Source organism: Enterobacter sp. V89_11 (genome assembly GCF_029967775.1).
GTDB classification, from domain to species: domain Bacteria; phylum Pseudomonadota; class Gammaproteobacteria; order Enterobacterales; family Enterobacteriaceae; genus Enterobacter; species Enterobacter ludwigii.
Genome location: NZ_JASCAN010000020.1, coordinates 1 through 25,677, shown reverse-complemented (window position 1 = coordinate 25,677; position 25,677 = coordinate 1). Strand labels below are relative to the sequence as shown.

Sequence of the window (25,677 nt, the reverse complement as noted above, 5' to 3'; positions counted from 1 at the left end):
CTACTGGTTGCTGGCCTGCATGGCTTCGATTTGCATCTGAACCTGTTTTTCTGCGCTGTCGAGCGCGGCTTTCGGATCCTGTTTACCGGTCAGGCTCAGCTCGAGGGCCGCGTTCGCCGGAGCCCAGACTTCACCCATTTCCGGAATGCCCGGCATCGCTGTCGCCCGTGCGGCCTGCACGGCAACCGCGCTGGCTTTCTCGTCGTTCTTAATGAGCGGATCGTCAATCATCGCGGTCAGCGGCGGAATTTCTCGCGTCGCGATATAGCGCGTTTTGACGTACTGCGGCTGGTTGATAAATTCGATAAATTTCTGCGCCATGGCTTTGTCTTTGCTCCAGGTAGAGACGACATAGCCCTTCACGCCCAGGAATGAACTCATTGGCTTACCGTCCGGCAGCGTCGGCAGCGGCGCAACGCCGTAGTTAATGCCCGCCGCTTCATACGGCTGGAACGCCCACGGACCGTTGATGACGGCTGCCGCTTTTTTCTCGGTAAACAGAGAATCGATCGCATTCAGACCGTTATCACCAATGATCCCCGCCGGGAATACGTCATCGGCATAGAATTTTTTCAGGTAGGTGACCGCGTCTACCGCGCCCGGCTTGTTCAGGCCCACGTCGCTGGCGTTATAACCGCCTTTATCGTTTTTACCGAAGATGTACCCGCCCATCGGGGAGATAGCCCCCCAGCTGTAGTAAATCTGGTCGAACTTGGCGAGCAGGCCGTACTGGTTTTTGGCGCGCTGCTGTTTAGAAAAGTCATACCAGTCCTGAAGTGAGTTGAGCGGCTTCGCGATCAGGTCTTTGTTGTAAATCAGCACCAGCGTCTCAACCGCTTTCGGCACACCGTAAAGGGTGTTATCCATTTTGAAGGCATTGATGGACGCAGGCGTGTACTGTTCGGTCTGCTTCGCCTCCAGATTCAGGGGGGTCAGCAGCCCTTGCACAACCGCCCCGCCCAGTTGATCATTGGGAATGACCAGCACGTCCGGGCCAATTCCTGCCGGGCCGTCGAGGCGCAGTTTTTCCAGCTGCTGCGCGTAAGGCATCTCCTGCAGGTTAACCTTAACGTCGTACTGCTTTTCGAAATCGGCGACCGCGTCTTTAATGCCGGACGACTTTTTGATGTCTTCCCAGACGTTAAGCTGCGTGGTGGCATAAGCCTGCACCGCGAGCGTAGAGAGGATCAGAGCAGCCAGTATGTTCTTTTTCATTATCAACCTCATGTGAAGGTATAACAATTTTATGGTTGTTATTGCATTTCACCGCCATACACCTTCGCCAGAAAACCGACTAACACTGGCGTACAACGTATAACATCAAATGCCTTTGGTTTGGTATACGCTACCCTTCACATCATGATAACTCTACAAAAAACTGTAAGTTGTGTGATCGTCATAACATTAATGGAATATCGGTATAGGGTGCGTGAATACTGGAAGTTATAGTCAGAGCAGACAAATTGCACCGTCCAGCCATGTAGCAAATAATTGTTATACGTAATACATACGCGGCGGTTTACTCGGGGAATACAGATGTCGAACATACAATTGAGGAATGTCACCAAACGCTTTGGCGACACCGTAACCTTGCACAACGTGAATCTTGAGATTGAAGACGGTGAGTTTGCCGTCTTTGTCGGTCCTTCCGGCTGCGGTAAATCGACAATGCTGCGCATGATTGCCGGACTGGAGGACATTAGCGAAGGGGAAGTGTTGATTGGTGACGAGGTGATGAACGACGTTGCCCCCTCCCACCGCGGCGTGGCGATGGTGTTTCAGTCCTATGCGCTCTACCCACATATGACGGTGGCCGAAAACATGGGCTACGGCCTGAAGGTCAATAAGGTGCCGAAAGATCAGATCCGCCATCAGGTCGAGATGGTGGCCAAAACGCTGCAGCTTTCCCATCTTCTGGATCGCAAACCTAAGCAGCTTTCCGGCGGCCAGCGCCAGCGTGTGGCCATTGGCCGCGCCATCGTACGTAATCCGCGGGTCTTTATGTTCGACGAACCGCTCTCCAACCTGGATGCCGAGCTGCGCGTGGAGATGCGTCTGCACCTTGCCCGTCTGCACCAGGAACTGAAAACCACCATGGTGTATGTCACCCACGACCAGATAGAAGCGATGACCCTGGCTGATAAAATTGTGGTGATGAACTACGGAAAGGTTGAGCAGATGGGCGCGCCGATGGAACTCTACTACAAACCGGCGAACAAGTTCGTGGCCGGGTTTATCGGCTCGCCGAAGATGAATTTCCTGCCGGCAACGGTAGAGGCCTGGCAACCGGGTGAGCTGACGGTGAGATTATCCCAGCAGAAGACACTCACACTGGCCCTGACCACCACACCGTTGAACACAGGCAGCCCGGTGACGCTGGGCATCCGTCCGGAACATTTAACCACCGATCTCCGCCACGGCACGCGGCTGACGTTTAACTGTGAAGTGGTTGAGCGTCTGGGCAACAACACCTACCTCTTTGGTCAGTGCTACGGCCATGACAATGTGAAGATTTTGCTGCCGGGCGATGTGAAATTCGCACCGTGGCAGCAAATTGATGTGGCTTTTGATGATCGCCACTGCATGGTGTTTAACGAGCAGGATGTGCGGGTGAGTGCCGACATCGATGAAGCGGTACGCTCGGTCGCTTAACCCGCCAGACGCATCACCGCACGCGTAAAGGCATCAACCGCCAGCGCGACATCCTCAGCCATCACCGATTCCGCCGGATGGTGGCTGACGCCTCCCTTACACCGCACAAACAACATCCCTACCGGCCAGCGCTCCGCCAGGGCGATGGTGTCATGACCGGCACCGCTCGGCAGCGATAATGTCTTCCCCTGCACCGATTCTACAGCCTCCGCCAGCAGCGCCTGCAGACGTGTATCGCATGGCGTGGCGGCGATTCGGTAAAATTCGTCGGCTGCAAAATGTATTCCGCGACGGGCCGCTATCGCCTGCGCCTGCGTCAGCAGTGCAGTAAGCAGAAGGTCAAGCGGCGCATCCTGCGGGCCGCGAATATCTAACGAGAGCGCGACCTCGCCGGGGATGACGTTTACCGCACCAGGCAGACAGCGCAACTCACCCACCGTGGCCACCAGGTTGCCGCCATACTGACGGGTGGTGTTTTCAATCAGCACCATCCATTCGGCGGCGGCGGCCAGCGCGTCCTTACGATGCGCCATCGGCACGGTCCCGGCGTGGCCGGCCTCACCGGTGAAGCGGCAGTTCAGACGACGCGCGCCGTTAATGGCTTCAACCACGCCCAGCGCCAGACCGGCCTGTTCCAGACACGGTCCTTGTTCAATATGCAGCTCCAGACAGGCGCTGAAATCATCCGGGCGTCGGGCGGCCATCGCGACACGGCTGGGATCTAACCCTGCCTGTACCATCGCCTGCGCCACGCTGATACCTCTGGGATCGCACGTGTCGAGCCAGCCCACAGGCCAGGTGCCCGTCAGGGCGCGGCTGCCCAACAGCGTGATACCAAAGCGGGTACCCTCTTCATCGCAAAAGCCGACAATCTCAACGGCCTGCGCCAGCCGTTTTCCCTGCTGGTGCAGGCTGTCAACGACTTCAATGGCCGCCAGCACCCCCAGCATCCCGTCGTAGCGTCCGGCATTGCGCACGGTATCCAGATGCGAGCCAAGCAATACCGCCGGTGCGCCCTCCTGCTCGCCTTCATAACGTCCGCAGATATTCCCCACGCTGTCCTGCCAGACGGTCATGCCCGCCTGGTTCATCCACTGCCCGACCAGCTGGTTAGCCTGCAGATGCTGGGCAGAGAGGTACACGCGGGTAAGGGAATCCTGGGTTTCGCTGATGGCGGCCAGCGCATCGGCGCGGGCCATCACACGTTCTGCCGCCTGCTGGCGTGTCGCGTGATTCATAGCGCCGTCTCAGTGCGGTAATGATCCCACGCGGCCTGCATCGCGGCACCCTGCGTAGTGGAAAACTTCAGGTAGTTCAGTACCGACTCCAGCGCACTCAGGGTGGTCATCACGCAGTCTTTACGCGCGTTATAGCCCATGGTGCCAATACGCCACACTTTGCCGTGCAGCGGACCAAACGAAGTACCGATTTCAATGCCGAAATCCTCCAGCATCAGTTTACGCACCTGGTCACCGTTTACGCCCTGAGGGATAAGCACGCCCAGCACGTTGTTCATCTTGTGCCTGAGGTCGCCGAAGGTCTCGAGCCCCATCGCCTGAATACCTTTCAGCAGCGCATCCCCGTGCAGCTTGTGGCGGGCGATACCGTTATCCAGCCCTTCCTGCAGAATGAGGCGGGCACATTCGCGGGCGCCAAACAGCGCGGTGGTCGCTTCGGTGTGGTGGTTCAGACGCTCGGGTCCCCAGTAATCCATCACCATGCCGAGGTCGAAATAGTTGGAGTAAATCATCTCTTCGTCGCCGTCGCGATGGGCATCGGTACGGATCCCCTCTTCGATGCATTTGCGGCGACGGATTGCCTCTTCCATCCGCGGGCTCAGGGTAACAGGCGAGGTGCCGGACGGACCGCCAAGACATTTCTGCATCCCCGCCGAGACCGCATCCAGTCCCCAGGCATCGGTCTCCAGGGCGTTGCCGCCGAGCGACGCGGTAGCATCGGTATAAAACAGGACATCGTAACGACGGCAGATTGCCCCGAGTTCCGCAAGCGGCTGCAGCATGGTGGTGGACGTATCCCCCTGCACGGTTAACAGCAGGCGCGGACGCACGCGTTTAATGGCATCTTCCACCCGATCCGGTGTGAACACCTCACCCCACGGTACCTCAATGGTGTGGACCTCTGCGCGGCAGCGGCGGGCAATTTCGCACAGCAGATGGCCGAAGCGACCAAAAACGGGCACCAGCACTTTGTCCCCCGGACGAATGGCCGATACCAGAATCGCTTCAATCCCCGCACGGGAGGTGCCGTCCACCAGCATCGTCCAGCGGTTTTCCGTGCGGAACACGCCGCGGTAGAGTGCCATGACGTCGTTCATGTAGTGGGTCATCGCCGGATCGTACTGGCCGATAAGCTGGCTCGACATGGCTCGCAGCACGCGCGGATCGGCGTTGATCGGCCCCGGCCCCATCAGCAGACGTTGTGGCGGATTGATTTGCGGAAATTGAGCGATATCCATTTTTAGTCCTTAGTTAATTGAGGCCGCGCACGGAGGAGATAAACTGTTTAAGCTCAGTGGTCTGTGGGTTAGCGAACAGCGTTTTGCTGTCGCCCTGCTCCCAGACGCGCCCCTGATGCATAAACACCACGCGGTCGCCCACTTCGCGGGCAAAATTCATTTCATGGGTCACCAGGATCAGCGTCATCCCCTCAGCGGCCAGTTGTTCCAGCACCTTGAGCACTTCGCCTACCAGTTCCGGATCGAGCGCGGAAGTTATCTCGTCACAGAGTAAAACTTTAGGCGACATCGCCAGAGCACGGGCAATCGCCACGCGCTGCTGCTGGCCGCCGGAGAGGCTTGATGGGTAGTAATCCAGACGGTCACCCAGCCCGACTTTCTCCAGCATGCGCTGCGCCAGTGCCTGACATTCTGCTGCGCTTTTCTTCAGCACCCGACGTGGCGCGAGCATCACGTTTTCCATCGCCGTCATGTGCGGGAAAAGGTTGAAGTTCTGAAATACCATGCCGACCGAGCGACTGATTTCACGCGCCTGGGAATCCCGGTCGGTAATGGTCATGCCGCCGAGCTTGATGCTGCCGTCCTGATACCCTTCGAGGCCGTTAATGCAGCGCAACAGCGTGCTTTTACCCGAACCGCTGCGCCCGATAATTGAAATAACCTGGCCCATGTCGATGTCCAGATCCACGCCCTTGAGCACGTGGTTATCGCCGTAGTACTTCTGCACCTGATTAATGGTGATGAGAGGCATTGAATTTAGTCTCCAGATAACGGCTGTAGCGCGACAGCGGATAACACAGAATGAAGTAGCCGAGCGCCACCAGCGCAAAGACTTTAAACGGCTGATAGGTCACGTTGGTCAGCATCGTCCCGGCCTTGGTCAGCTCGATAAAACCGATAATGGATGCCAGCGCGGTCCCCTTAACCACCTGCACGGCGAACCCCACCGTTGGGGCGATGGCGATGCGTAACGCCTGGGGAGCCACCACGCGAAACAGCGTCTGGCCGAAGGTCAGCCCCAGACAGCGCGACGCCTCCCACTGCCCTTTCGGCAGCGCACGAATACTGCCAAACCAGATATCAAGCAAAAAGGCGCTGGTGTAGAACGTCAGGGCCAGCGACGCAGCGGTCCACGGCGAAACATCGATACCCAACAGCGCCACGCCGAAGAAGGCCAGGAATAGTTGCATCAGCAGCGGCGTGCCCTGAAACAGTTCGATATAGCCGCGGATAAGACGTTTTACCGTACGCCCACCCGTGAGGCGCAACAGCAACAGCGGCAGCGTTACCGCCGCCCCGCCGACAAACGCCACCAGCGATAGCAGCACCGTCCAGCGTCCGGCGAGCAGCAGATTGCGAATAATGTCCCAGTCGGTAAAGGTGGTCATCATGCCTGTACCCCCAGCCACTTCCGTCCTGCCGCCATCATTAGCTGGCGCAGGGTAATTGACAGCACCAGGTAAATTCCGGTGGTCACCAGATAGACCTCAAAGCTCAGGAACGTTCTTGACTGAATCAGGTTGGCGGCAAAAGTCAGCTCTTCATAGGAGACCTGCGACACCACCGACGAACCGAGCATAACGATAATGCACTGGCTGACCAGCGCCGGATAAATACGCTGCAGTGCCGGTGGCAGCACCACGCGTATAAACGTTTGCAGGCGGGTAAGCCCCAGCACGCGGCCGGCCTCCCACTGTCCTTTGGGCGTAACCTGAATACCGGCACGGACAATCTCCGTGCTGTACGCGCCCAGGTTAACGACCATTGCCAGCAGCGCCGCTTCGCCTGCCGTCATCTTCAGCCCCAGATTCGGCAGACCGAACACAATGAAAAACAGCTGCACGACAAAGGGCGTGTTGCGGATAATCTCCACGTAGCCGCCCCAGATCCGGCTGAACCACGTCGTCCGGCCGCTGCGAATCGCCGCCCCGAAAATACCGATCGCCAGCCCGCCGAGGGTTGCCATCACCGTCAGCTGAATGGTGACCCACAGCCCTGCCAGCAGCGCCGGCCAGTACGGCCAGAGCGCAGAGAAATGGAGTTGCTCTGTCATCGCCTTACACGCCCAGGCTTGCCGGCAACGGCGCTTTCAGCCACTGCTCAGAGAGGCTATTCAGGGTGCCGTCTTTAATTCCCTGCTCGATCACCGCATCAACTTTCGCTTTCAGCGCCGGTTCGTTTTTTTTCAGCCCGATAAAGCACGGCGAGTCCTTCAGCATAAAGCTCGGAACCGGGGCTTTGGCGGCGTTCTGGCGGGAAATCGCCGCCACGACCAGATTACCTGTCGCCACGTACTGGACCTGACCGGACAGGTAAGCCGACAACGTGGTGTTATTGTCTTCGTAGCGTTTGACGTCTGCATCTTTCGGCGCAAGGCTGGTCAGCACCATGTCCTCCACCGCGCCGCGCGTCACGCCAATGGTTTTTCCACTCAGTTGAGCAGCATCTTTCAGCTCAGCCCCTTTCGGGCCGAACACGCCGAGGAAGAACGGCGCATAGGCACGGCTAAAATCGATCACCTTTTCACGCTCGGCGTTTTTACCGAGGCTTGAGATCACCAGATCCACCTTATCGGTTTGCAGATACGGCACGCGGTTGGCACTGGTCACCGGCACCAGCTGCAGCTTGAGCTTCATCTGTTTTGCCAGATAGCGCGCCATGTCAATGTCGTAGCCCTGCGGCTGGAGATCGGTCCCGACCGAACCAAACGGAGGAAAATCCTGCGGGACGGCGATACGAAGAGTGCCGCGTTTCTCAATATCCTGAAGCTGGTCAGCTTTTGCTGGCAGGTTTGCAAACAGACAGACGGCCCCGGTCAGTGCAATCAATAACTTTTTCATGGTGCTTCCCCGTAACGTTAACATGAAACAAAAGATTCTTTGAATTGGATTTTGCAACTAATGTGCCAGATGAAGCGAAACGGGAAATTTTCTCTGAAGGCCTGATAAAACGAGAGCGGGGCGGAAAAGACCTCCCTTTTCCGCCCCGCTCTGCTGCACTATTTTAATGCAAAGCACCAGCCTGATGCCCCATTATCGCTGTTCCAGTTCGTCCAGCTGCTGATACAGGGAGGCGATATCGTGGATCCGGGGACGGCCTTTATCGAGGATTTCATGCAGGAAGGCGTTAGCCAGCAGGTTGATCAGACTGTTGACCGACGAGTAGCTGTCGTACGCCGAGACGCTGTCCAGCGGGGCGCAGAGCTGCCAGCTGGTCAGCGGAAACAGGCTGTGCGCCTGCGGCTCACACATCAGCAGAACCGGAATACCGCTGTGCTGAAGCTGCTGCAACAGCGGCCGAACGATCCGCGGGCGACGGCGAAACGCCATCATAATCACCAGATCGTCGGGCGTGAGATCGACCAGTTCCTCGCTCAGACTCTGCCCCGGCTGCGGCAGCAGCAGCACCTGCCCGCGCGCCTGCAACAGCTGCTGGCGCAGGTGCAGCGCCGCCGGATAGGCGTTGCGCATCCCGATAATCACAATCCGCCGTGCCTTCACCATTGAGGCCATGGCCTCGGCAAACTGCTGAGCATCCAGAGCGTTGACCCACTGGGTGAGGTTTGCCATCTCCTGCTTATAATGCCGCGCCAGCAGAGTGTTGCCCTGCACCGCATCGCGGTTATCGGTCAGCGGCATGCCGCTCTGGCGCAGCGTGCGCAGTTCGTCGCGCATCTCTTTATACTTCTCATAGCCCAGACGCTTAAACAGACGGCTCACCGTGGCTTTCGACACCCCGCTCAGCTGCGCCAGCTCGGCGCTGTTATAACTAATGAGGTCGTCGAAATGATCAAAAATAAAATCAGCCACCCGTTGCTCCTGCGGTGACAACGACGCGTATTGCGCTTTCAGACGTTCATCAAGCTGTTCCATAAAGCCTCTGTAACTTTTGTTTCACCTCACTATACCTTTCATTAAGCATGCCAGCTTCTTAAAACGTTATGTTACGACTGACGTGAAACTTTTCATTCATAACTGGAACAGCTTTTGCAGCACCTTGTGACTTTTGGGTTATGAGGACTCTCCATGCAAAGTAATGTCTCCGTACACGGAATGGCCGTGGCGCCCCACCATCTTGCCAGCCAGAGCGCCCTGGCCATTCTGCGCGAAGGCGGTAGCGCGATTGAAGCAATGGTCGCCGCCGCCGCAACCATTGCCGTGGTTTACCCGCACATGAACGGTCTCGGTGGGGACGGTTTCTGGCTTATCGTGCCGCCTGACGGCGAACCGGTTGCCATTGACGCCAGCGGCACAGCAGGCTCACTGGCGACGCTTGCCGCCTATGACGATGTCTCTCAGATCCCCCATCGCGGGCCTCGCGCGGCGCTGACCGTGGCGGGAACGGTGAGCGGCTGGGACGAAGCGCTGAAGGTTTCGCGCACGCTGACGGGCACCGCTCTTCCCCTGAATCGCCTGCTGGCAGACGCCATTGACTATGCCCGAAACGGCACGCCGGTGACCGCGTCTCAGGCCGCCGCCACGGCCAGTAAGCTGGATGAACTGAAGGACCTGCCCGGCTTCGCGGAGACCTGGCTGACGGACGGCAAACCGCCGCAGGTCGGCAGCCGGTTTTATCAACCGGCGCTGGCCTCCACGCTCTCCCACCTCGCAGATGACGGTCTGGACAGTTTTTATCGCGGCCCGCTGGCGGAGCATCTGGCCCGGGGCATGGCAACGCTGGGGCTGCCCATCACCCTGGCTGACCTAAACGCGCATGTCGCCCGGCGCACCACGCCGCTGAAATTACAGCATCAGCAGGGCGAAGTGTGGAACCTTGCGCCGCCAACGCAGGGGCTGGTGTCGCTGGCGATCCTCGGGATAACCGACCGCCTGTCCATGGCCGATGCTGACGAAGCGACCACCGTTCACCGCATTGTAGAGGCCACCAAACTGGCGTTTGGTCTGCGCGATGCCCATATCACCGACCCGCGCGAGCTGAAAACCGATATCCAGGGTCTGCTGGATCCTGCCGCACTGGCCGCCCTCGCCGACCAGGTCGATGATAACCAGGCCGCACCGTGGGGCTGCGGCAAAGGCCCTGGTGATACGGTCTGGATGGGGGTGATGGATAACAGCGGTCTTGCCGTGTCGTTTATCCAGAGCATTTATCACGAGTTCGGCAGCGGCGTGGTCCTGCCTGATACCGGCATCGTCTGGCAAAACCGGGGAGCCTCATTCAGCCTCAATCCCCGTCACCTGCTGGCGCTTGCGCCAGGAAAACAACCGTTCCACACCCTGAACCCGGCAGCCGCGCGTCTGCATGACGGACGCGTCATGGTCTACGGCTCGATGGGCGGTGACGGCCAGCCGCAAACCCAGGCCACCCTGTTTACCCGCTATGTGGTGCAGGGGGTACCACTGCAAGAGAGCATCGCCCGCCCGCGCTGGTTACTGGGGCGCACCTGGGGACAGACATCCGACACCCTGAAGGTGGAAGGCCGCTTTACGCCGCAGACCGTCACGCGCCTGCAGGCGCTGGGCCACGACGTGGAGTGCTTCCCGGCCTTCAGCGAAGCCATGGGCCACGCGGGTGCGATTGTTCGCCATCCTAACGGGCTGTTTGAAGGGGCATTTGACCCGCGCAGCAACGGCGCCGCCGCCGGATTTTAAGGAGAGACTGATGAATACCACACAACCTGACTGGCATGCCTATCTGGCGCAAATGGAGTCCGTGCTGGGCGTTGAGCTGGATGACGCCAGCCGGGCAGAACTCCATGTGCAGTTCTGCCGTATCGCGGCGATGGCCGCCCCGCTGATGGCGCTGCCGCTTGATGACCGTCTGGAGATCGCAGGAGTATACAAAGCATGACGCTACACGAGATGAGTATCAGTGAGATCCAGCAGGCGCTGAGTGCAGGCGACCTGAGCGCCCATGACATCGCCCGCCAGACCCTGGAAGCCATTACGCGCATCAATCCCCATATCAACGCCTGGACCACCGTCACGGAAGAACGCATGCTGGCCGAAGCCGAGAATATCGACACCCTGCGTCGGGAGAAACGCCCCCTGCCGCCGCTGGCAGGTATTCCCTACGCGGTGAAAAACCTGTTCGACGTCGCCGGGCATACGACCCTTGCCGGTGCAGAGCTGTTCAGCCAGCGCCCCCCCGCCACCGCTGACAGCTTTGCGGTACGCCAGCTGCGCAGTGCCGGAGGCTTATTGTCGGGGATGGTCAACATGGATGCCTACGCCTACGGCTTTACGACGGAAAACAGTTACTACGGCGCAACGCGTAACCCGCACGATGTGACGCGCATTGCCGGAGGATCGTCCGGCGGCTCTGCCGCCGCGGTCGCTGCCGGACTGGTCCATTTTTCGCTCGGTACCGACACCAACGGGTCGATTCGCGTACCGGCCTCCCTGTGCGGAATATACGGTCTTAAGCCCACTTTTGGTCGTCTGTCACGCGCCGGCAGCCATCCGTTTGTCGCCAGTCTGGATCACATCGGGCCGTTTGCCCGTCGCGTGAGCGATCTGGCGTCGGTGTACGATGCACTGCAGGGTCGGGATACCAGCGACGGATTTCAGGCGGAGAGCTCCCGGGAGCAGACCCGGCCCCTGCTCGACCGCGGTCTGGATGGTTTGCGCTGCGCGGTGCTCGACGGCTATTTCAGTACCTGGTGCGACAGCGACATGCGGGACGCCGTGGCGCGGGTGGCAAAAGCCCTCGACGTGCAGGAAACGCTGCAGTTCCCCGATGCCGAGCTGGCCCGCTCCGCGGCGTTTATCATCAGCGCCTCGGAAGGCGGAAATCAGTACCTGCCCGCGCTTCGCCGCGAGCCCGGGCGTTTTGAACCCCATTCGCGCGAACGACTGCTGGCCGGCGCGATGATCCCTTCTGCCTGGTATATTCAGGCCCAGCGTTTTCGCACGCAGGCCCGACAGGCGTTTAAAGCGTTGTTTGCGCAGGCCGACGTGCTGATCGCCCCGGCCACGCCGCGCAGTGCAACGCGGATTGGCGAAGAGATTATGGAGATCAACGGCCAGCCGTTACCGGTTCGCGCCAGCATGGGCATGCTGACGCAGCCGATTTCGTTTTTAGGTTTACCCGTTACCACCGTCCCGCTGCGCACCGCTCAGGGCAGACCTGTTGGCCTGCAGTTGATCGCCGCGCCGTTTAACGAGCAAGCCTGCCTGCGCGTGGCGCGGGTGCTGGAAGCAAGCGGAATAACTGATGCCCGGCCGGCGGAGATGACACCATGATAAATCACGATGACATTAACCTTCCGTGGGTCGTTGCAGAAGTGACCGCAGCCTTTTACCGCTATGAAGACGCGCTGGTAAGCAACAACATTCCGGTGCTGGATGAGCTGTTCTGGCACGACAAAAACACGGTGCGTCTCGGTGCGGGCGAAAACCTGTACGGCATTGAGGAAATCCGCGCCTTTCGGGCGGCGCGCCCGTCCGCGGGCCTGCAAAGGACGTTGCGCCATACGGTAATCACCACCTTCGGAGAGGATTACGCCGTGTGTAGCACCGAATTCACCCGCGAAGGAACGGAGCGGATTGGCCGCCAGCAGCAGACATGGGTACGCTTCCCGTACGGCTGGCGAATTGTGGCGGCGCAGGTGAGCGTGATGGCGTAATGTTAATAACCCTGCCCGATGGCGCTTTTCCCATCAGATAAGCAGCAGGCCGGGACAGGCGTCACCGCCGCCCGGCACACTGCTGGACCGTTATTGTTGGAACGGGTGCACTTCACGCCAGTGATCGGCTATCTGCTGGCGGGTACAGACCCATACCCGATCGTGCTGCGCAAGGTAATCGAGGAACCGCTGCAAAGCACGAAAACGCCCCGGACGCCCCAGCAGGCGGCAATGCATGCCGATGGACATCATCTTCGGCGCACGTTCCCCTTCTTCGTACAACACGTCAAAGCTGTCTTTCAGGTAGGTATAAAACTGCTCGGCGGTGTTGAACCCCTGCGCGGTCGCGAAGCGCATGTCGTTGGCATCCAGCGTATACGGCACAATCAGGTGGGGTTTGCGCGTGCCGTCGCTGCACGCCACTTGCGTCCAGAACGGTAAATCGTCGCCATAGTAGTCGCTGTCATAGTCAAAGCCCCCATGCTCCACTACCAGCTGGCGGGTGTTTGGGCTGTCACGCCCGGTGTACCAGCCGGCAGGCGGTTTGCCAAACAGGTCAGTCAGGACATGCACCGCCTTGTGCAGGTGCTCGCGCTCCTGGTTGATATCCATACTTTGATAGTGGATCCAGCGCCAGCCGTGGCTAACCACGTCATAATCAGCCGCTTTGATGGCGTCAACGATATCGGGATGTCGCGCCAGCGCCATTGCCACGCCAAAGACCGTCAGCGGCAGGCCACGCTTGCAGAATTCGTTATGGATCCGCCAGAACCCAGCGCGGCTGCCGTATTCATAGAGGGAGTCCATCGACATGTGTCTGTCCGGATAACTGGCCGCACCGATGATGTCCGAGAGGAATTGTTCTGAGCCGGCATCACCGTGCAGAACGTGGTTTTCCGCCCCTTCTTCGTAATTGAGTACAAACTGCACGGCGATGCGCGCCTGGTTCGGCCACTGCGCGTGCGGCGGCTTGCCTGCATAGCCGCGTAAGTCCCGCGGATAATCTTCGTTAAAAAGCGCCATTATCACCCCCTCAATTAAAATGGATTCAGTGCCTGAAAGTGTCCGCTCAACGCTTTTTTCTCCGGGAAAGCCAGGTCCCCGTGCTTGCTGGTTGACAGCCCCAGCGCCACCAGCGACTCGACCATTTTCACCGCCGCACTGACGCCGTCGATCACCGGCACGTGCAGCTCGCGCGTCAGCTCCTGCGCCAGCGTCGCCATTCCACCGCAGCCGAGCACAATCGCGCCGCAGCCATCTTCTTTCAGCGCCTGGATGCAGCGCGCGCGCACCTTCTCCTGAGCCAGGCCGCTACCGTCTTCCAGTGCCAGCACCGGCAGATCGATGGCATGCAGGGCTGCACAGTGGTCCTGGAAACCATACTGGTGCAAAAGATGGCGGGCGATAATCCGCGTGCGAGGCAGCGTAGTCACAACGGAAAAGCGTGTTGCCACCAGCGTGGCCATATGCATCGCAGCTTCTGCGATACCGATGACCGGCCCCTGCGCCAGCTCGCGCGCCGCCAGCAGGCCGGGGTCACCAAAGCAGGCAATCACGTGTCCATCCACGCCCTGTTGCCGTCCGCGTTTTATCTGTTCGAGAACGCCCACGGCGGCGATGGCCTCATCAAAATGACCTTCTATCGAGGGCACACCTGCGCTCGGGCAGACGGCGAGGATCTCCGTTCCCGGTGCTGCTACCGCGCGGGCTGCGGTGCCGATGGTTTCCGTCATCGCGAGGCTGGTGTTGGGGTTAATCACTTGTATACAAACAGACGACATTACGACTCCTTGTGGCTGGCGAACAGCCGGGCAAAATCAGGCAGGCACTCACCGGCCCGTTCGAAACAGAGACTGGCGACAATATGTTCAAAATGGTGCATTAAGGCCTCACTCAGGGGCTGGAGCGCCTTCTGGCGCAAGAGTTCCACCAGTTGCTCGTGGTCATTGCAGCGGCAGCCCTGACGCCACGGCGCGCCCCAGGCTGCGATCACCAGCGACGACCGCTGGCTCAGTCCGGTCACCATCTCTGTCAGCACCTGATTGCCTGAAATGGCCTGAAGCTGAATATGGAAATTGGCGGAGTGGCGGATTGCGGCGGGGCCGTCATACGCTTCGTGCGCCTGCTGCTCCTGGCGAATAATCCCTTCCAGTGCAGCCAGATGCGGCGGCTGACAGTGGTCCAGCACGTCCGGCAGGTTAGCCACCTCAAGCAGAGCGCGCGTGCGGAAGATCTGCTGCGCTTCTTCTACCGTCGGGCTGGCCACGTGTGCACCACGTTTGGGCGTTAAGGTGACCATTTGCACAGCGGCGAGTCGTTGCAGCACCTTGCGAATACCGGTGCGGCTCACGCCGAAGACCTCAGCCAGCGCCTCTTCAGGCAATTTACTTCCCGGGAGCAACTGATGTTCGACTATCGCGGTCATCAGCGCCTGAAAGATAGATTCATCTTTGTCATGCAGGTCTGGCGCGGTCTGCAGGCTGTTTATGTTGTTCATTAACCACTCCGATTTTTACTTTTCGCTATCGAATCGTATACATAAAAATAAAATATTGCATACAAGATTTATTATTTTGGCCTGGATCCTGCAACACCGTCTGCACTCCCACTTAACGGGTTTTCATTCACAGGAGCAGGTTTCATGCCAAACAGACAAAACGCGCAGCACGGTACGGCCGCTGATTCCGGTGCGGTTTACAGCCCACGGCTTTGCAATGAGGATCTGGCACCGACGCGTGACCAGAACTGGAGCTGGTACAACATCTTTTCTTTCTGGATGTCGGACGTCCACAGCATGGGGGGTTATGTTGTTGCCGCGAGCTTCTTTACACTCGGGCTGGCAAGCTGGCAGGTCTTGCTCTGCCTGCTGATAGGGATTTGCATTGTGCAGTTGTGCGCCAACCTGGTGGCGAAACCGAGTCAAATGGCAGGCGTACCCTACGCGGTGATTTGCCGTCAGGCATTTGGCGTTTTCGGGGCCAATATTCCGGCGGTGATCCGCGGGCTGATTGCTTTCGCATGGTACGGCATTCAGACCTACCTGGCCGCCAACGCGCTGATGCTGGTGGCGCTTAAGTTCTGGCCTTCACTCGCGACGCTCACCACCGGTTCGTTCCTGGGCCTGTCGCATCTTGGCTGGATCTGTTTCGCTATCATGTGGGTGCTGCAGGCGATGGTCTTCTGGCACGGCATGAGCGCCATTAAGCGCTTTATTGATATCGCCGGTCCGGCGGTCTACGTAGTGATGCTGGCGCTGGCGGGATGGATTGTATACAAGACCGGTTTTGACGGCATCTCCTTTACCCTCGCCAGCAAATCCCTGAGCGCCGGTGAGCAGACCTGGCAGATGATCACCGCCACGGCGCTGGTGGTCTCTTACTTCTCCGGCCCGCTGCTCAATTTTGGTGACTTCTCCCGCTACGGTAAAAGCATGGGAGAGATCCGCCGCGGTAACCGTTGGGGTCTGCCGTTTAACTTCCTGCTGTTCTCCATCGTTACCGTGGTGATTGTGTCGGGTACGCAATCGCTGTTTGGCCGCATGATCACTGACCCGATTGAAACCGTCAGCCGTGTGGGCAACGATCTGGCGGTGGCCATTGGCTTGCTGACCATGATCACCGCCACCATCGGGATCAACATCGTGGCGAACTTCGTCTCCCCGGCGTTTGATTTCTCTAACTGTTCACCGCAAAAAATCAGCTTCCGCACCGGGGGGATGATCGCCGCCGTCGGCTCTATCCTGTTAACCCCGTGGAACCTGTTTAACTCGCCGGAGCTTATCCACTACACTCTGGACGTGCTCGGGGCGTTTATTGGCCCGCTGTTCGGGATTCTGATTGCCGATTTTTACCTGATTAAGCGCGGCAAGGTCTCCGTAGACGATCTGTTTGATGACACGCCAAAAGGCAAATACTGGTATCGCAACGGTTTCAACCCGAAAGCCATCGGCGCGCTGGTGCCATCCGTTGCCGTTGGACTGGTGATAAGCTTTATTCCCTCCCTGCATGAAGTGGCAAATTTTAGCTGGTTTATCGGTGTCTTCCTGGGCGGGGTCACCTACCGCTGGCTGGCGCGGGAAGAGCGTGAAGCGGCAGACGCCTCGTCGTTCAGCCCCCGCGTGGCGACGCAAAAAGAGTAACCCTTCCTCCGGGCCGCAGTTCCTCTGCGGCCTTTTTCATTCTGGCACCGTTTTTGCTCAGTCTCATCACCCCGCTACGCAAACACTAAGGCAGGAATCATGATGGACTACCAGACTGCGATCCGCGGTGCATTTTTTGATATTGCCCGGGTCTGCGACAGTGCAGACGTTATCGCCCAACAGGCGCGCTACCTTGAAGACGGGCTGTTGTTCATCCATGACGGCAAAATTCTGGCGCAGATGGCCTGGCAGGAGGGCGAGCAGTATCTTGATCCCTATAAAGGGTACACCGACCTGCGCGGCAAACTGCTGCTCCCGGGTTTTGTCGATACCCACGTCCATTACCCGCAGACGGAGATGATTGGCGCTTTTGGTGAGCAGCTGCTGGAGTGGCTGACCACGTACACGTTCCCGGTAGAAAGCCAGTTTGCCGATGAGGCCTATGCGAAAGAGATTGCGGCGTTTTTCATCAACCAACTGGTCAGCCACGGCACCACCACCGCGCTGGTGTATTGTACGCTGCATCCTGAATCGGTCGAGGCGCTGTTCACCGAGGCCCTGCGCCTTAACATGCGCCTTATCGCCGGGAAGGTGATGATGGACCGCCACACGCCTGCCTACCTGAGTGAAACCGCGAAAGAGAGCTACCGGCAGACGCGCGAGTTGATCCAGCGCTGGCACCACCGTGGACGGTTGGGCTACGCCATTACGCCACGCTTTGCCCCGACCTCCTCACCGGAACTGCTGGCCGCGGTCAGCCTGCTCAGAGAGGAGTTTCCCGACACCTGGATGCAGACCCATCTGAGCGAAAACCCAAATGAAGTGGCCTGGGTAAGCGATCTGTGGCCGGAACATGAACGTTATCTGGATGTGTATCATCATTACGGGCTGACCGGCGAACGCAGCGTGTTTGCCCATGGGATCCACCTCCATGAGAGTGAATGGCGCTGTCTGCACGATACCGGCTCGGCGGTGGCATTTTGCCCCACCTCGAACCTGTTTCTTGGCAGCGGACTGTTCCGCTTACCCGCCTGCTGGCAACACCAGGTGCGTATGGGCATTGGCACCGATGTGGGTGCCGGAACCACCTTCAGCATGCTGCGCACCCTCGGGGAGGCGTACAAGGTGGGTCAGCTGCAGAGCTACCGCCTGCGCGCCAGCGAAGCGTTTTATCACGCCACGCTGGGCGGTGCTCACGCCCTGAGGCTGGACGATAAGATTGGCAATTTCGCCCCCGGCAAAGAGGCCGATTTTATCGTCATCGACCCGGCCGTTACGCCGCTACAGCGCCTGCGTAACCGGCGCTGTCAGGACATTTATGAGCAGCTGTTTGTGCTGATGACCCTGGGCGACGAGCGCAATATTAGCGAGACCTGGGTCAACGGTGTGCAGGTGTGGTCAACTGCCGCGGTAGGTTGACCACCCGCCCGGCGCAATCACAAACGGCAGGTGGAAGTGCTCGTCTGCCGTTTCTCCCGTCACAAAATCGATCTGTGCGCAGGGGTAAAGCGTGTCGCGGCCGGTTTCGGTGAACCAAGCCCCAATCTCGGCCACCAGCCGGTAACGTCCTGCTGACAGGAAAGGGATAAACGCGGTGATACGCCCCTGGGCGTTAGTGAAAGCAGTGGCCAATACGACGCCGTCCTGCTCAAGACAAACCCTTACGCCCTGCGCCGGTTTTCCCGTCGAAATATCAAGAATATGTGTGCTTAACGTACTCATTCGTCAATGACTCCTTCCAGCCGAAGCAGCGTAATTTCCCACAGCTGTTCCAGTGCGGCCTGTACCTCCTGCGCATCGCTGTTTTCCAGCCGGGCGTTCAGGGCGCGTAAAATCTCCTCACCGCTACGGCCTTTCGCGCGGATTAAAAACACGCGTCCAAAACGGGCCTCGTAGCGAGCGTTCCCTTCCTGCAGTGCCTGTGCCAGCTGCCTGTCGCGGTTGTCGACGGCACCCTGCTCCTGGCGCGAAAGCATCGCCTCCGCCTGGGCTCCCGTCGGTTTCTCACCAATTCGCGGGTGCGCATTCAGGGCCTGCGTAAGCGCCGTTTCATCCCAGGTTTGTGCCAGCGCCCGGGCGGCGTCGAACAGTGCTTTGCGGTGTAAATAGGGCCGCCCCTGCACCAGCGCATCGGCCCAGTCGGGCAACGCCACGCAGGGCTGCAACCGCGCGAGCGCCTCTTCGTGGCTCAGTTGATTAAAAGTTTGCAATGCAATCATACTCGCTCCCGTCATATCGTCGTTTTCTCGCTTTGCACAAACTACGCCACTCTTGCCATCCCCCATGAAACAGTCGATTCCGGATCGCACAACAGGAAATTATTGATTCATAAAAAGGCATTCTCACCGCGTTTGCGCACCTTAGCAGTGCAAAACCACCCCATACAACGCGCTTTTCGCCACTCTGCAGCCTGGTACGCAAATTGCTCTTCCCTTTTTACACCCTGCAAAAGGAGAGAAGCATGAGAGCAATCGTTATTGGCGCGGGCATTGGCGGCCTGAGCGCCGCTGTAGCGCTGAAGAAGGCGGGAATCGACTGTACCGTGTTTGAGGCCGTGAAAGAGATGAAGCCCGTCGGTGCGGCAATCTCCATCTGGCCCAATGGGGTGAAATGCATGCAGCACCTCGGGATGGGCGACATCATCGAGACCTACGGCGGCCCCATGCGCTTTATGGCCTATAAGGATCACCGGCGCGGCGATACCCTCACCCGCTTTAGCCTTGCCCCGCTGGTCGAGCGCACGGGCGGTCGCCCCTGCCCCGTGTCGCGTACGGAACTGCAGCGCGAAATGCTGAACTTCTGGGGGCACGAGAACGTTCAGTTCGGCAAACGCGTTGAAAGCGTCCGTGAGGACGCGGCTGGCGTCACCGTCACCTTCACCGACGGTACTACCGCGACGGGGGATTTCCTGATTGCCGCCGATGGCAGTCACTCCGCGGTTCGCCCGTACGTGCTGGGCTATACGCCCGAGCGCCGCTACGCCGGTTACGTCAACTGGAACGGGCTGGTGAAGATTGATGAAGAGATTGCCCCTGCGCACCAGTGGACCACCTTCGTCGGCGAGGGCAAGCGCGTTTCGCTGATGCCCGTCGCCGGCGGGCGCTTCTATTTCTTTTTTGATGTTCCGCTCCCCCTCGGGCTGGCGGAAGATCGCACTACCCTTCGCGCCGATCTCACGGGCTACTTCCGCGGCTGGGCGCCACCGGTGCAGAAGCTCATCGCCGTGCTGGATCCCGGGACCACCAACCGTATCGAAATCCACGACATTGAACCGTTCGACACCCTGGTGCGCGGCAACGTGGCGCTTCTTGGCGATGCCGCGCACAGCACCACGCCGGATATCGGCCAGGGCGGATGCGCGGCGATGGAGGACGCCGTGGTGCTGGGTGACTGCCTGCGCGAGAACCACAACATCGCACTGGCGTTGCGGCAGTACGAAGCGCTGCGCTGTGACCGGGTCCGCGACCTGGTGCTTAAGGCCCGTAAACGCTGTGATATCACGCATGGCAAAGACATGGCATTGACCCGGGCCTGGTACCAGGAGCTCAAAGAGGAGACCGGAGAGCGCATCATTAACGGTCTGTGCGACACCATTCAGGCCGGGCCTTTAGGCTGAACGCGAGAGGGACAACCATGAAAATACAACCGACTCCACCCGCCCATTGTACGTTTGAGCCAGAGGACTGGCTGCGTCTGGCAAAATGCTGGCATCCGGTTGCTCGCGCCTGCGACATCGGCGCGGCACCGGTCAAAGCCACCCTGCTCGACGAACAACTGGTTATCTACCGCGTCAAAGACCAGGTTGTGGTCGCCCGGGACGTTTGCCCGCACCGCGGCGTACCGCTGACGCTGGGCTTTCACGATGAACACGGGATTATCTGCCCTTATCATGGCTTACGCTTTGGTGAAGATGGACGCTGCAACCGCATTCCGTCCAGCCCTGACCAGCCGGTTCCCGCGAAGCTTAACCTGATTAACTATGCCGTGGAGGAGCGCTTTGGGTTGATCTGGACCTGCCTGGCGTTTGATCCGGATAACCCAATGCCGCTGCCCACCATGCCGCACTGGGATAACGACGGATTTCAGCAGATCAACTGCCCGGCGTTTGAGGTGAATGGCTTCGCCGGCCGTCAGGTGGAAGGGTTTCTGGACGTGGCGCATTTTGCCTGGATCCACACTGACACCTTTGCTGACCCCAATAATCCGCTGGTTCCCCATTATCAGCCCCAGGAGACGCCGTTTGGCTTTGTTGCCGATTACTGGAGCTCGGTGAGCAACTACCCCGCCAGCTCCGATGTCCAGGCCCCGGAAGGCTTCCAGTGGCTGCGTCATTTTGAAATGCATTTACCGTTTACCGCCACGCTGACGATCCATTTTCCGGGGGAAGCCAGGCTGGAAATCATGAATGCCGCCTCGCCCGTCTCTTCACGGGTAACCCGCATGTTCGCCCCTATCGCGCGCAACTTTGACCTGCATATTCCGGTAGAGGAAGTGCACGCCTTCAATTTGCGTATTTTTGAAGAAGACCGCCTGATGGTTGAGACGCAGCGCCCGGAAAGCCTGCCGCTGGATCTGACTCTGGAAGCCCACATCCCTGCGGATAAAAGCTCGATTGCCTACCGCCGGGGGCTGAAAAAGATGGGCTTCGGCGAGTTTTTCCTGGTGTGACGGAGGAACGTGATGAGCGAAATATTAAGCGTTATTGTCGACGGTCTCTGGCGTGAGGGGGATAAGAGTCTCGCCGTCAGGCTGGTGTCAGAATGCGGTGAAGCCCTGCCGGGCTGGCAGCCCGGGGCGCACATTGACGTGCATCTGCCCTGCGGGCTGGTTCGCCAGTATTCGCTGACCGGGGCAAGCGACAGCGAGAGCTATCTTATTTGCGTAGGACGTGAAACCGCCTCGCGCGGCGGGTCACGCTATGTTCACGAGACGCTACGTCCGGGGCAGAAACTGTTTATCTCCTCACCGCGCAATCTGTTTGCGCTGCACGAGGCTGAACGCTTCTTGCTGCTGGCGGCAGGGATAGGCATAACGCCCTTGTATGCGATGGCCCGGCAGCTGGAGGCTTCCGGCACCCCGTTTACGCTGCACTATTACGTTAAAGAGCATGGCAACGCGGCGTTTGCACGTGAACTCATGCAATTTAAACACGGCGAGTGTGTCATCCATACCATCAGCCCGCGCACTGCGCTGGCTGAGCACATGCCCACGCCAGCGCCCGGTTTCCACGCCTGGGTCTGCGGGCCGGCAGGCTTTATGGAGAAAGTGTATCAGGTCGCCCTCACGAGAGGCTGGGCGGAGAGCAATCTTCACAGCGAAGCATTCCAGCCCGTTATGCCCGCCGACTGTAATGAAACGGGCGAGATTTTTACAGTCAAGCTGGCATCAACCGGCGAGCGCTGGCCAGTGCCGGCGGACAAAACTATCGCGCAGGTGCTGCTGGAAAACGGCGTGGCGGTACCGCTCTCCTGTGAAATGGGGATTTGCGGCGCCTGTCTGACGCCGGTTATCGACGGCGTAGTGGATCACCGGGATAGCGTGCAGTCGGAGGCGGAGAAAAGCGCGGCAGACCAGCAGGTGGCGCTGTGCTGCTCGCGAAGCCATTCAGGGGAACTGGTGATTGGGTTGTAGAACGAAAACACCCTGCGATATTGCTATCGCAGGGTGTTTAAATTTGGCGGGATCCACGGATAGTCAAAACAAATGGCATACAGGGTTTCGGAGAAAAAAGCATGTCCATAATCACCGATATCACCCCAAAAAACAGCAGACCAGACGATAAAACGATCCCTCATGGCAGCATAACTGGCCTGACACGTCATCATCTTAAAAGGGGGAAATATCCGTGAAACTTCCCGTCATAATGACGAGTTTTAAAGTATCTTAACGATGGATTTACTCTGATGCATTCCGTTTTATTTCAGCATATTGGGCTGCCAGTTGTTTCAGATGCATCTCCAACTGAGATCTCGCAGCTGCAGGTAAAGGTACACCAGGAGGATTTTCGGACAAGATACGCAGTTGCTCTTCAGCCGGAATGGACTGGTTAAAAGACTGCCGGACGGAAAATACAACGGACTTCAGTTCACTGACCGTCATGTATTTGCCTTTCTGCTCATCAAGCCCGTTCAGCCGGTCACTCAATTTTTGTAGCGTTGACATTCCCTTATACCAGCCATTGAGCTGTTCTACCGGTAATGCGGCAGCATTAAGGTGTTGCTGCCACTGTTGTATCAGGGGTTTTGCTTGCTCCGGCCACAGCACCTGAGCCTGTTCTGTAAGTTTTCGGCTGTAAGTAATACTCCAGTCAGGAGGCAATTTATCCAGTCGGGCAAGCTGCTGCTGTGTTTGTTCTATCATTGTTTGTGATGACGGAGATTGCTGACGCAACATATCCAGTTTTTCAGGCGCGAGAGGTGCAGGTAACGGAGCCAGTGAGGCAGCAAGCTGAGTCTGTAGCGGGTCTGGCCGGTGAAGAAATTGCCAGCTCCACACTGCGCCCGTACTTATTATCAGCATGGTACACATTCCGGCAGCGAAGGATTTCCACTTTTTTACCTGAGTGGGCATTGCCGTCAGTACTTCCACATTTGCGTGGTGTTCTGGCTGTGCAACGAATACCCACTTCACTGGGCTGTCTGGCGCTGGGGTCTCTTCAGAGAGACTACCGGTATGGGAGCCTGTTGATATGACTGCACCATTCTTTACGGTGGCAGGCAGGACAATCCCAGAGTGAATATTCGACCCGGTACCGGTTGTATCGTTGCTGTTTTCCAGCCGGACAGCACTGTTGTGCATCAGGGAACGCAACGTATCGAGCTGGCTCAGATGCTTAAGCTCCAGACGTTGAAGCACCTCCCCCAGACTGCCAAGCAGTTGCTCAGCCCGATACAGTTGTCTGAGGTCGCTGTAATTGAGCGGGAGCGAGCGCATCCGCTGCTGAAGACGCTGGTTCAGACTGCTGAGGATTTCCATGCGGGCATGTACCGGCTGCGGCCACAGTGTGCCCCACTGATGGCTTATCAGCGCATCCAGTATCGCCAGGCCTTCATTGAGGCCGAATAAGCCGGCCAGTTGCGTCCGTGCCAGCGTGTACCAGGCCGCCGTCTGTAACTCCACACCGTTTTGCTCAAACAGTGAAAGGCAGAGTTTTTCGACATAATGCCAGTTCACATCCGGACGGGCCGGATGTGTCAGTTTACTCAGTTCATCACGCAGGGTGGCATAATCCGCTAGCGTGCGCGGATCGCCACCGGTTTTGATTTTTCGTGGATTGATGTCATTCATGGCTGAATATCCAAATGAAGGTTGCGGTGCTGTACTTCCTGTTTATGCAGCTTCACCACAAGTCTGCTGGTACTGCCAGGTTAATAGCTATGAAAGAAGCGCTAAAACCAGACAAAAAGAAGTACTTTGATCAAAAGGTTGTACTGTGCGCAGCAACATCCCCGGGGGATTAAAGGTCCAGTCACTGAAATGACCTGCCCGTATGAACAGGCGCCCCAGAGAGATCACGCAGCCTTCTGCATGAAGGGTCACTTCCACGCATCCGGTCACGCCCTGGCCGTACAAAAATACTGGTGTCAATTTCACAGACTGGTCATCTACACACAGAAAGATATCGGTAATCTCAAGAGCCCCGTACTCCACCAGCAGATCCGTAACGGATGTATTCAGCGTCCCCTCGTTCAATCCGGTACCCTCCAGCCACGCGTCCATTTGCTCCTGAAGCTGCGCATTCGCTGGCAAAAATCTGCAATATCGGCCTGACTCTTACTGTGTGTTGGAACTGATGAAAGCTGCCTGGCCTTACATACGAATTGCGGTATCGAGATACTGCTGTTGCTTCAGGTGCCTCAGCATCACGCGTCCTTCGGGCATAAACTCGGTGCCGTAACGTACGAGGCCAATGCCCTTAAGCTCAGCATCAATGGCATAACGCAACTCTCCTGGCACGTGCTGTTCAAGTAAAGTTACATTGAGGGACTGCAAACGGGGTTCATACTTGAGCAGGACACCGGCCAGCGTATCGATCAGCTCGTGGGCTGTACCCGGCATGCCTTGCAGAATTTTGGTCATGTCCGGCAAACCATAATCTGGTAAATGGGATATGGTCCCGGCTCGGGCGTTCAAAATACGCTGGATGTTATCCAGTACAGATAAAATGACCTGGTCTTCTTCGTTTACAACTTCAAGGGGAAGATCCCCTGTAAAGTTGCCGGTAAGAATTTCATATAAAGAGGGCGTTTTTTGATTCATAATATAGCAAATTATTTTAAATGATAGAGGTTTAGATTCTAAGGGATGTGAATTACCTTATGTTTCTTTTAAGGATTTTTTTTGCAAAATAATTATTGAACAAGCAGGTAATGAGGAACAAAATATCAATATTACTCGAAGTGGATTTGTTCCATACCAAGAATAAAGCATAAAGATAATAACCAGGCCAAAGATTACTGAAGAGTGCTTTGGTTTTATAGATGTTGCCAGAAATGTAATGGATTCGGTCTCCGGCTCCGGGCTGGTGTCATCACCTGCGTCACGATAAGGCGCTGAGTAGCGGTAATACTTTCCGGTGGTGACCGCGTCGTTACGCACGCTGACCGTCGCATCCATCAGTGTGGAGGCTGTCCGGTAGTTGTAATCCCGCGTTGCTACCGTGCCGGTGGCAAGGGTGTGCCAGGTTCGTACATCCCAGACCGACTCTGCCGCACCGTCAAACAGACCCGACGGCTCGCTGTAGGGCAGGCGCACATCAAACTGGTAGTTAATCGGCCAGTATGTACGTATCCAGACCGCGCACGTCGTCCATCACCGTACGCCAGT

At 58.0% G+C, this 25,677-nt stretch carries 25 protein-coding genes and 2 pseudogenes; 10 read left to right on the top strand and 17 right to left on the bottom strand.

Annotation, left to right across the window (positions count from 1 at the left end; all coding sequences use genetic code 11):
• Positions 1-1,215, bottom strand: a complete 1,215-nt coding sequence (locus QLG09_RS15555; protein ID WP_020884734.1) for an extracellular solute-binding protein — start codon at positions 1,213-1,215, stop codon at positions 1-3.
• 321 nt (positions 1,216-1,536) lie between these two features.
• Here QLG09_RS15555 and QLG09_RS15550 point away from each other — a divergent pair, with 321 nt between their 5' ends.
• Complete coding sequence (locus tag QLG09_RS15550; RefSeq protein WP_032677840.1) at positions 1,537-2,652, top strand: ABC transporter ATP-binding protein; 1,116 nt, start codon at positions 1,537-1,539, stop codon at positions 2,650-2,652.
• Here the strand turns inward: QLG09_RS15550 and hpxK are convergent.
• From hpxK to hpxU, 7 genes are all read right to left on the bottom strand, one after another.
• The gene (gene hpxK / locus QLG09_RS15545; protein WP_032677839.1) at positions 2,649-3,890 is read right to left on the bottom strand and encodes an allantoate amidohydrolase; all 1,242 of its coding nucleotides are present in this window, start codon (positions 3,888-3,890) and stop codon (positions 2,649-2,651) included. The two genes, QLG09_RS15550 and hpxK, sit on opposite strands and share 4 nt — an antisense overlap.
• Positions 3,887-5,128, bottom strand: a complete 1,242-nt coding sequence (locus QLG09_RS15540; protein WP_014169474.1) for an alanine--glyoxylate aminotransferase family protein — start codon at positions 5,126-5,128, stop codon at positions 3,887-3,889. The genes hpxK and QLG09_RS15540 overlap by 4 nt, the downstream gene beginning before the upstream one ends.
• A gap of 13 nt (positions 5,129-5,141) precedes the next feature.
• Positions 5,142-5,879, bottom strand: a complete 738-nt coding sequence (locus QLG09_RS15535) for an amino acid ABC transporter ATP-binding protein (RefSeq protein ID WP_032677837.1) — start codon at positions 5,877-5,879, stop codon at positions 5,142-5,144.
• Positions 5,860-6,516, bottom strand: coding sequence for an amino acid ABC transporter permease (locus tag QLG09_RS15530; RefSeq protein ID WP_049023415.1), 657 nt, complete (start codon positions 6,514-6,516; stop codon positions 5,860-5,862). The genes QLG09_RS15535 and QLG09_RS15530 overlap by 20 nt, the downstream gene beginning before the upstream one ends.
• On the bottom strand, positions 6,516-7,181 hold the full coding sequence (locus QLG09_RS15525) for an amino acid ABC transporter permease (RefSeq protein ID WP_014169471.1): 666 nt from the start codon (positions 7,179-7,181) through the stop codon (positions 6,516-6,518). The genes QLG09_RS15530 and QLG09_RS15525 overlap by 1 nt, the downstream gene beginning before the upstream one ends.
• A gap of 4 nt (positions 7,182-7,185) precedes the next feature.
• Complete coding sequence (locus QLG09_RS15520) at positions 7,186-7,968, bottom strand: transporter substrate-binding domain-containing protein (RefSeq protein ID WP_020884739.1); 783 nt, start codon at positions 7,966-7,968, stop codon at positions 7,186-7,188.
• Between the two features lie 192 nt (positions 7,969-8,160).
• Positions 8,161-9,000, bottom strand: a complete 840-nt coding sequence (hpxU, locus tag QLG09_RS15515; RefSeq protein ID WP_020884740.1) for a MurR/RpiR family transcriptional regulator HpxU — start codon at positions 8,998-9,000, stop codon at positions 8,161-8,163.
• Between the two features lie 153 nt (positions 9,001-9,153).
• Here hpxU and hpxW point away from each other — a divergent pair, with 153 nt between their 5' ends.
• From hpxW to hpxZ, 4 genes are read left to right on the top strand one after another with little or no spacing between them, the layout of a single operon-like run.
• Complete coding sequence (gene hpxW, locus QLG09_RS15510; RefSeq protein WP_228175685.1) at positions 9,154-10,737, top strand: oxamate amidohydrolase; 1,584 nt, start codon at positions 9,154-9,156, stop codon at positions 10,735-10,737.
• Between the two features lie 10 nt (positions 10,738-10,747).
• Entirely contained in the window at positions 10,748-10,936 is a 189-nt protein-coding gene (hpxX, locus tag QLG09_RS15505; RefSeq protein WP_086532707.1) for an oxalurate catabolism protein HpxX, read from the top strand.
• Positions 10,933-12,330, top strand: a complete 1,398-nt coding sequence (locus QLG09_RS15500) for an AtzE family amidohydrolase (RefSeq protein ID WP_282489043.1) — start codon at positions 10,933-10,935, stop codon at positions 12,328-12,330. The genes hpxX and QLG09_RS15500 overlap by 4 nt, the downstream gene beginning before the upstream one ends.
• Positions 12,327-12,713, top strand: coding sequence for an oxalurate catabolism protein HpxZ (gene hpxZ / locus QLG09_RS15495; protein WP_032677834.1), 387 nt, complete (start codon positions 12,327-12,329; stop codon positions 12,711-12,713). The genes QLG09_RS15500 and hpxZ overlap by 4 nt, the downstream gene beginning before the upstream one ends.
• Before the next feature lie 90 nt (positions 12,714-12,803).
• Here the strand turns inward: hpxZ and puuE are convergent, their stop codons facing one another.
• The 3 genes and pseudogenes from puuE to QLG09_RS15480 all read right to left on the bottom strand — a co-directional run bounded on the left by puuE (position 12,804) and on the right by QLG09_RS15480 (position 15,210).
• Positions 12,804-13,736 carry an allantoinase PuuE gene (gene puuE / locus QLG09_RS15490; RefSeq protein WP_020884745.1) on the bottom strand — a complete coding sequence of 311 codons (933 nt, stop codon included), beginning with the start codon at positions 13,734-13,736 and terminating at the stop codon, positions 12,804-12,806.
• Positions 13,737-13,751: 15 nt separating this feature from the next.
• A pseudogene (locus tag QLG09_RS15485) lies at positions 13,752-14,494 on the bottom strand (aspartate/glutamate racemase family protein); the annotation flags it as partial.
• Positions 14,494-15,210: a GntR family transcriptional regulator gene (locus QLG09_RS15480; RefSeq protein ID WP_134179242.1), complete on the bottom strand. Its 717-nt coding sequence runs from the start codon at positions 15,208-15,210 to the stop codon at positions 14,494-14,496. The gene QLG09_RS15480 and the pseudogene QLG09_RS15485, both read right to left, overlap by 1 nt.
• Before the next feature lie 144 nt (positions 15,211-15,354).
• Here QLG09_RS15480 and QLG09_RS15475 point away from each other — a divergent pair, with 144 nt between their 5' ends.
• Together QLG09_RS15475 and guaD are read left to right on the top strand one after the other, a co-directional pair.
• Positions 15,355-16,851, top strand: a complete 1,497-nt coding sequence (locus QLG09_RS15475) for an NCS1 family nucleobase:cation symporter-1 (protein ID WP_014169461.1) — start codon at positions 15,355-15,357, stop codon at positions 16,849-16,851.
• Between the two features lie 99 nt (positions 16,852-16,950).
• On the top strand, positions 16,951-18,270 hold the full coding sequence (guaD, locus tag QLG09_RS15470; protein ID WP_282489042.1) for a guanine deaminase: 1,320 nt from the start codon (positions 16,951-16,953) through the stop codon (positions 18,268-18,270).
• Here the strand turns inward: guaD and uraH are convergent.
• Both uraH and uraD read right to left on the bottom strand, forming a co-directional pair.
• A complete protein-coding gene (gene uraH, locus QLG09_RS15465; RefSeq protein WP_113656759.1) occupies positions 18,250-18,573 on the bottom strand; it encodes a hydroxyisourate hydrolase in 324 nt (107 codons plus the stop codon). The two genes, guaD and uraH, sit on opposite strands and share 21 nt — an antisense overlap.
• Complete coding sequence (gene uraD, locus QLG09_RS15460) at positions 18,570-19,070, bottom strand: 2-oxo-4-hydroxy-4-carboxy-5-ureidoimidazoline decarboxylase (protein ID WP_134179244.1); 501 nt, start codon at positions 19,068-19,070, stop codon at positions 18,570-18,572. The genes uraH and uraD overlap by 4 nt, the downstream gene beginning before the upstream one ends.
• Positions 19,071-19,312: 242 nt before the next feature.
• On the opposite strand from uraD, the gene hpxO reads away from it, so the two are divergent.
• Genes hpxO through QLG09_RS15445 form a run of 3 tightly spaced genes read left to right on the top strand, consistent with a single transcriptional unit; the run spans position 19,313 to position 22,482 of the window.
• Positions 19,313-20,467: an FAD-dependent urate hydroxylase HpxO gene (hpxO, locus tag QLG09_RS15455; RefSeq protein WP_134179245.1), complete on the top strand. Its 1,155-nt coding sequence runs from the start codon at positions 19,313-19,315 to the stop codon at positions 20,465-20,467.
• Between the two features lie 17 nt (positions 20,468-20,484).
• A complete protein-coding gene (hpxD, locus tag QLG09_RS15450) occupies positions 20,485-21,519 on the top strand; it encodes a molybdenum cofactor-independent xanthine hydroxylase subunit HpxD (protein WP_282489041.1) in 1,035 nt (344 codons plus the stop codon).
• 12 nt (positions 21,520-21,531) lie between these two features.
• Positions 21,532-22,482: a PDR/VanB family oxidoreductase gene (locus tag QLG09_RS15445; protein WP_282489040.1), complete on the top strand. Its 951-nt coding sequence runs from the start codon at positions 21,532-21,534 to the stop codon at positions 22,480-22,482.
• A gap of 264 nt (positions 22,483-22,746) precedes the next feature.
• On the opposite strand, the gene QLG09_RS15440 is transcribed toward QLG09_RS15445, so the two are convergent.
• The 4 genes and pseudogenes from QLG09_RS15440 to QLG09_RS15425 form a co-directional block, all read right to left on the bottom strand.
• The gene (locus tag QLG09_RS15440; RefSeq protein ID WP_282489039.1) at positions 22,747-24,138 is read right to left on the bottom strand and encodes a VasL domain-containing protein; all 1,392 of its coding nucleotides are present in this window, start codon (positions 24,136-24,138) and stop codon (positions 22,747-22,749) included.
• Between the two features lie 87 nt (positions 24,139-24,225).
• Positions 24,226-24,570: a hypothetical protein gene (locus QLG09_RS15435; RefSeq protein WP_108648482.1), complete on the bottom strand. Its 345-nt coding sequence runs from the start codon at positions 24,568-24,570 to the stop codon at positions 24,226-24,228.
• 90 nt (positions 24,571-24,660) lie between these two features.
• Positions 24,661-25,110: a type VI secretion system baseplate subunit TssE gene (gene tssE, locus QLG09_RS15430; RefSeq protein ID WP_020884756.1), complete on the bottom strand. Its 450-nt coding sequence runs from the start codon at positions 25,108-25,110 to the stop codon at positions 24,661-24,663.
• A 240-nt stretch (positions 25,111-25,350) separates the two neighbouring features.
• Positions 25,351-25,677: pseudogene (locus QLG09_RS15425) on the bottom strand (type VI secretion system tip protein VgrG); the annotation flags it as partial.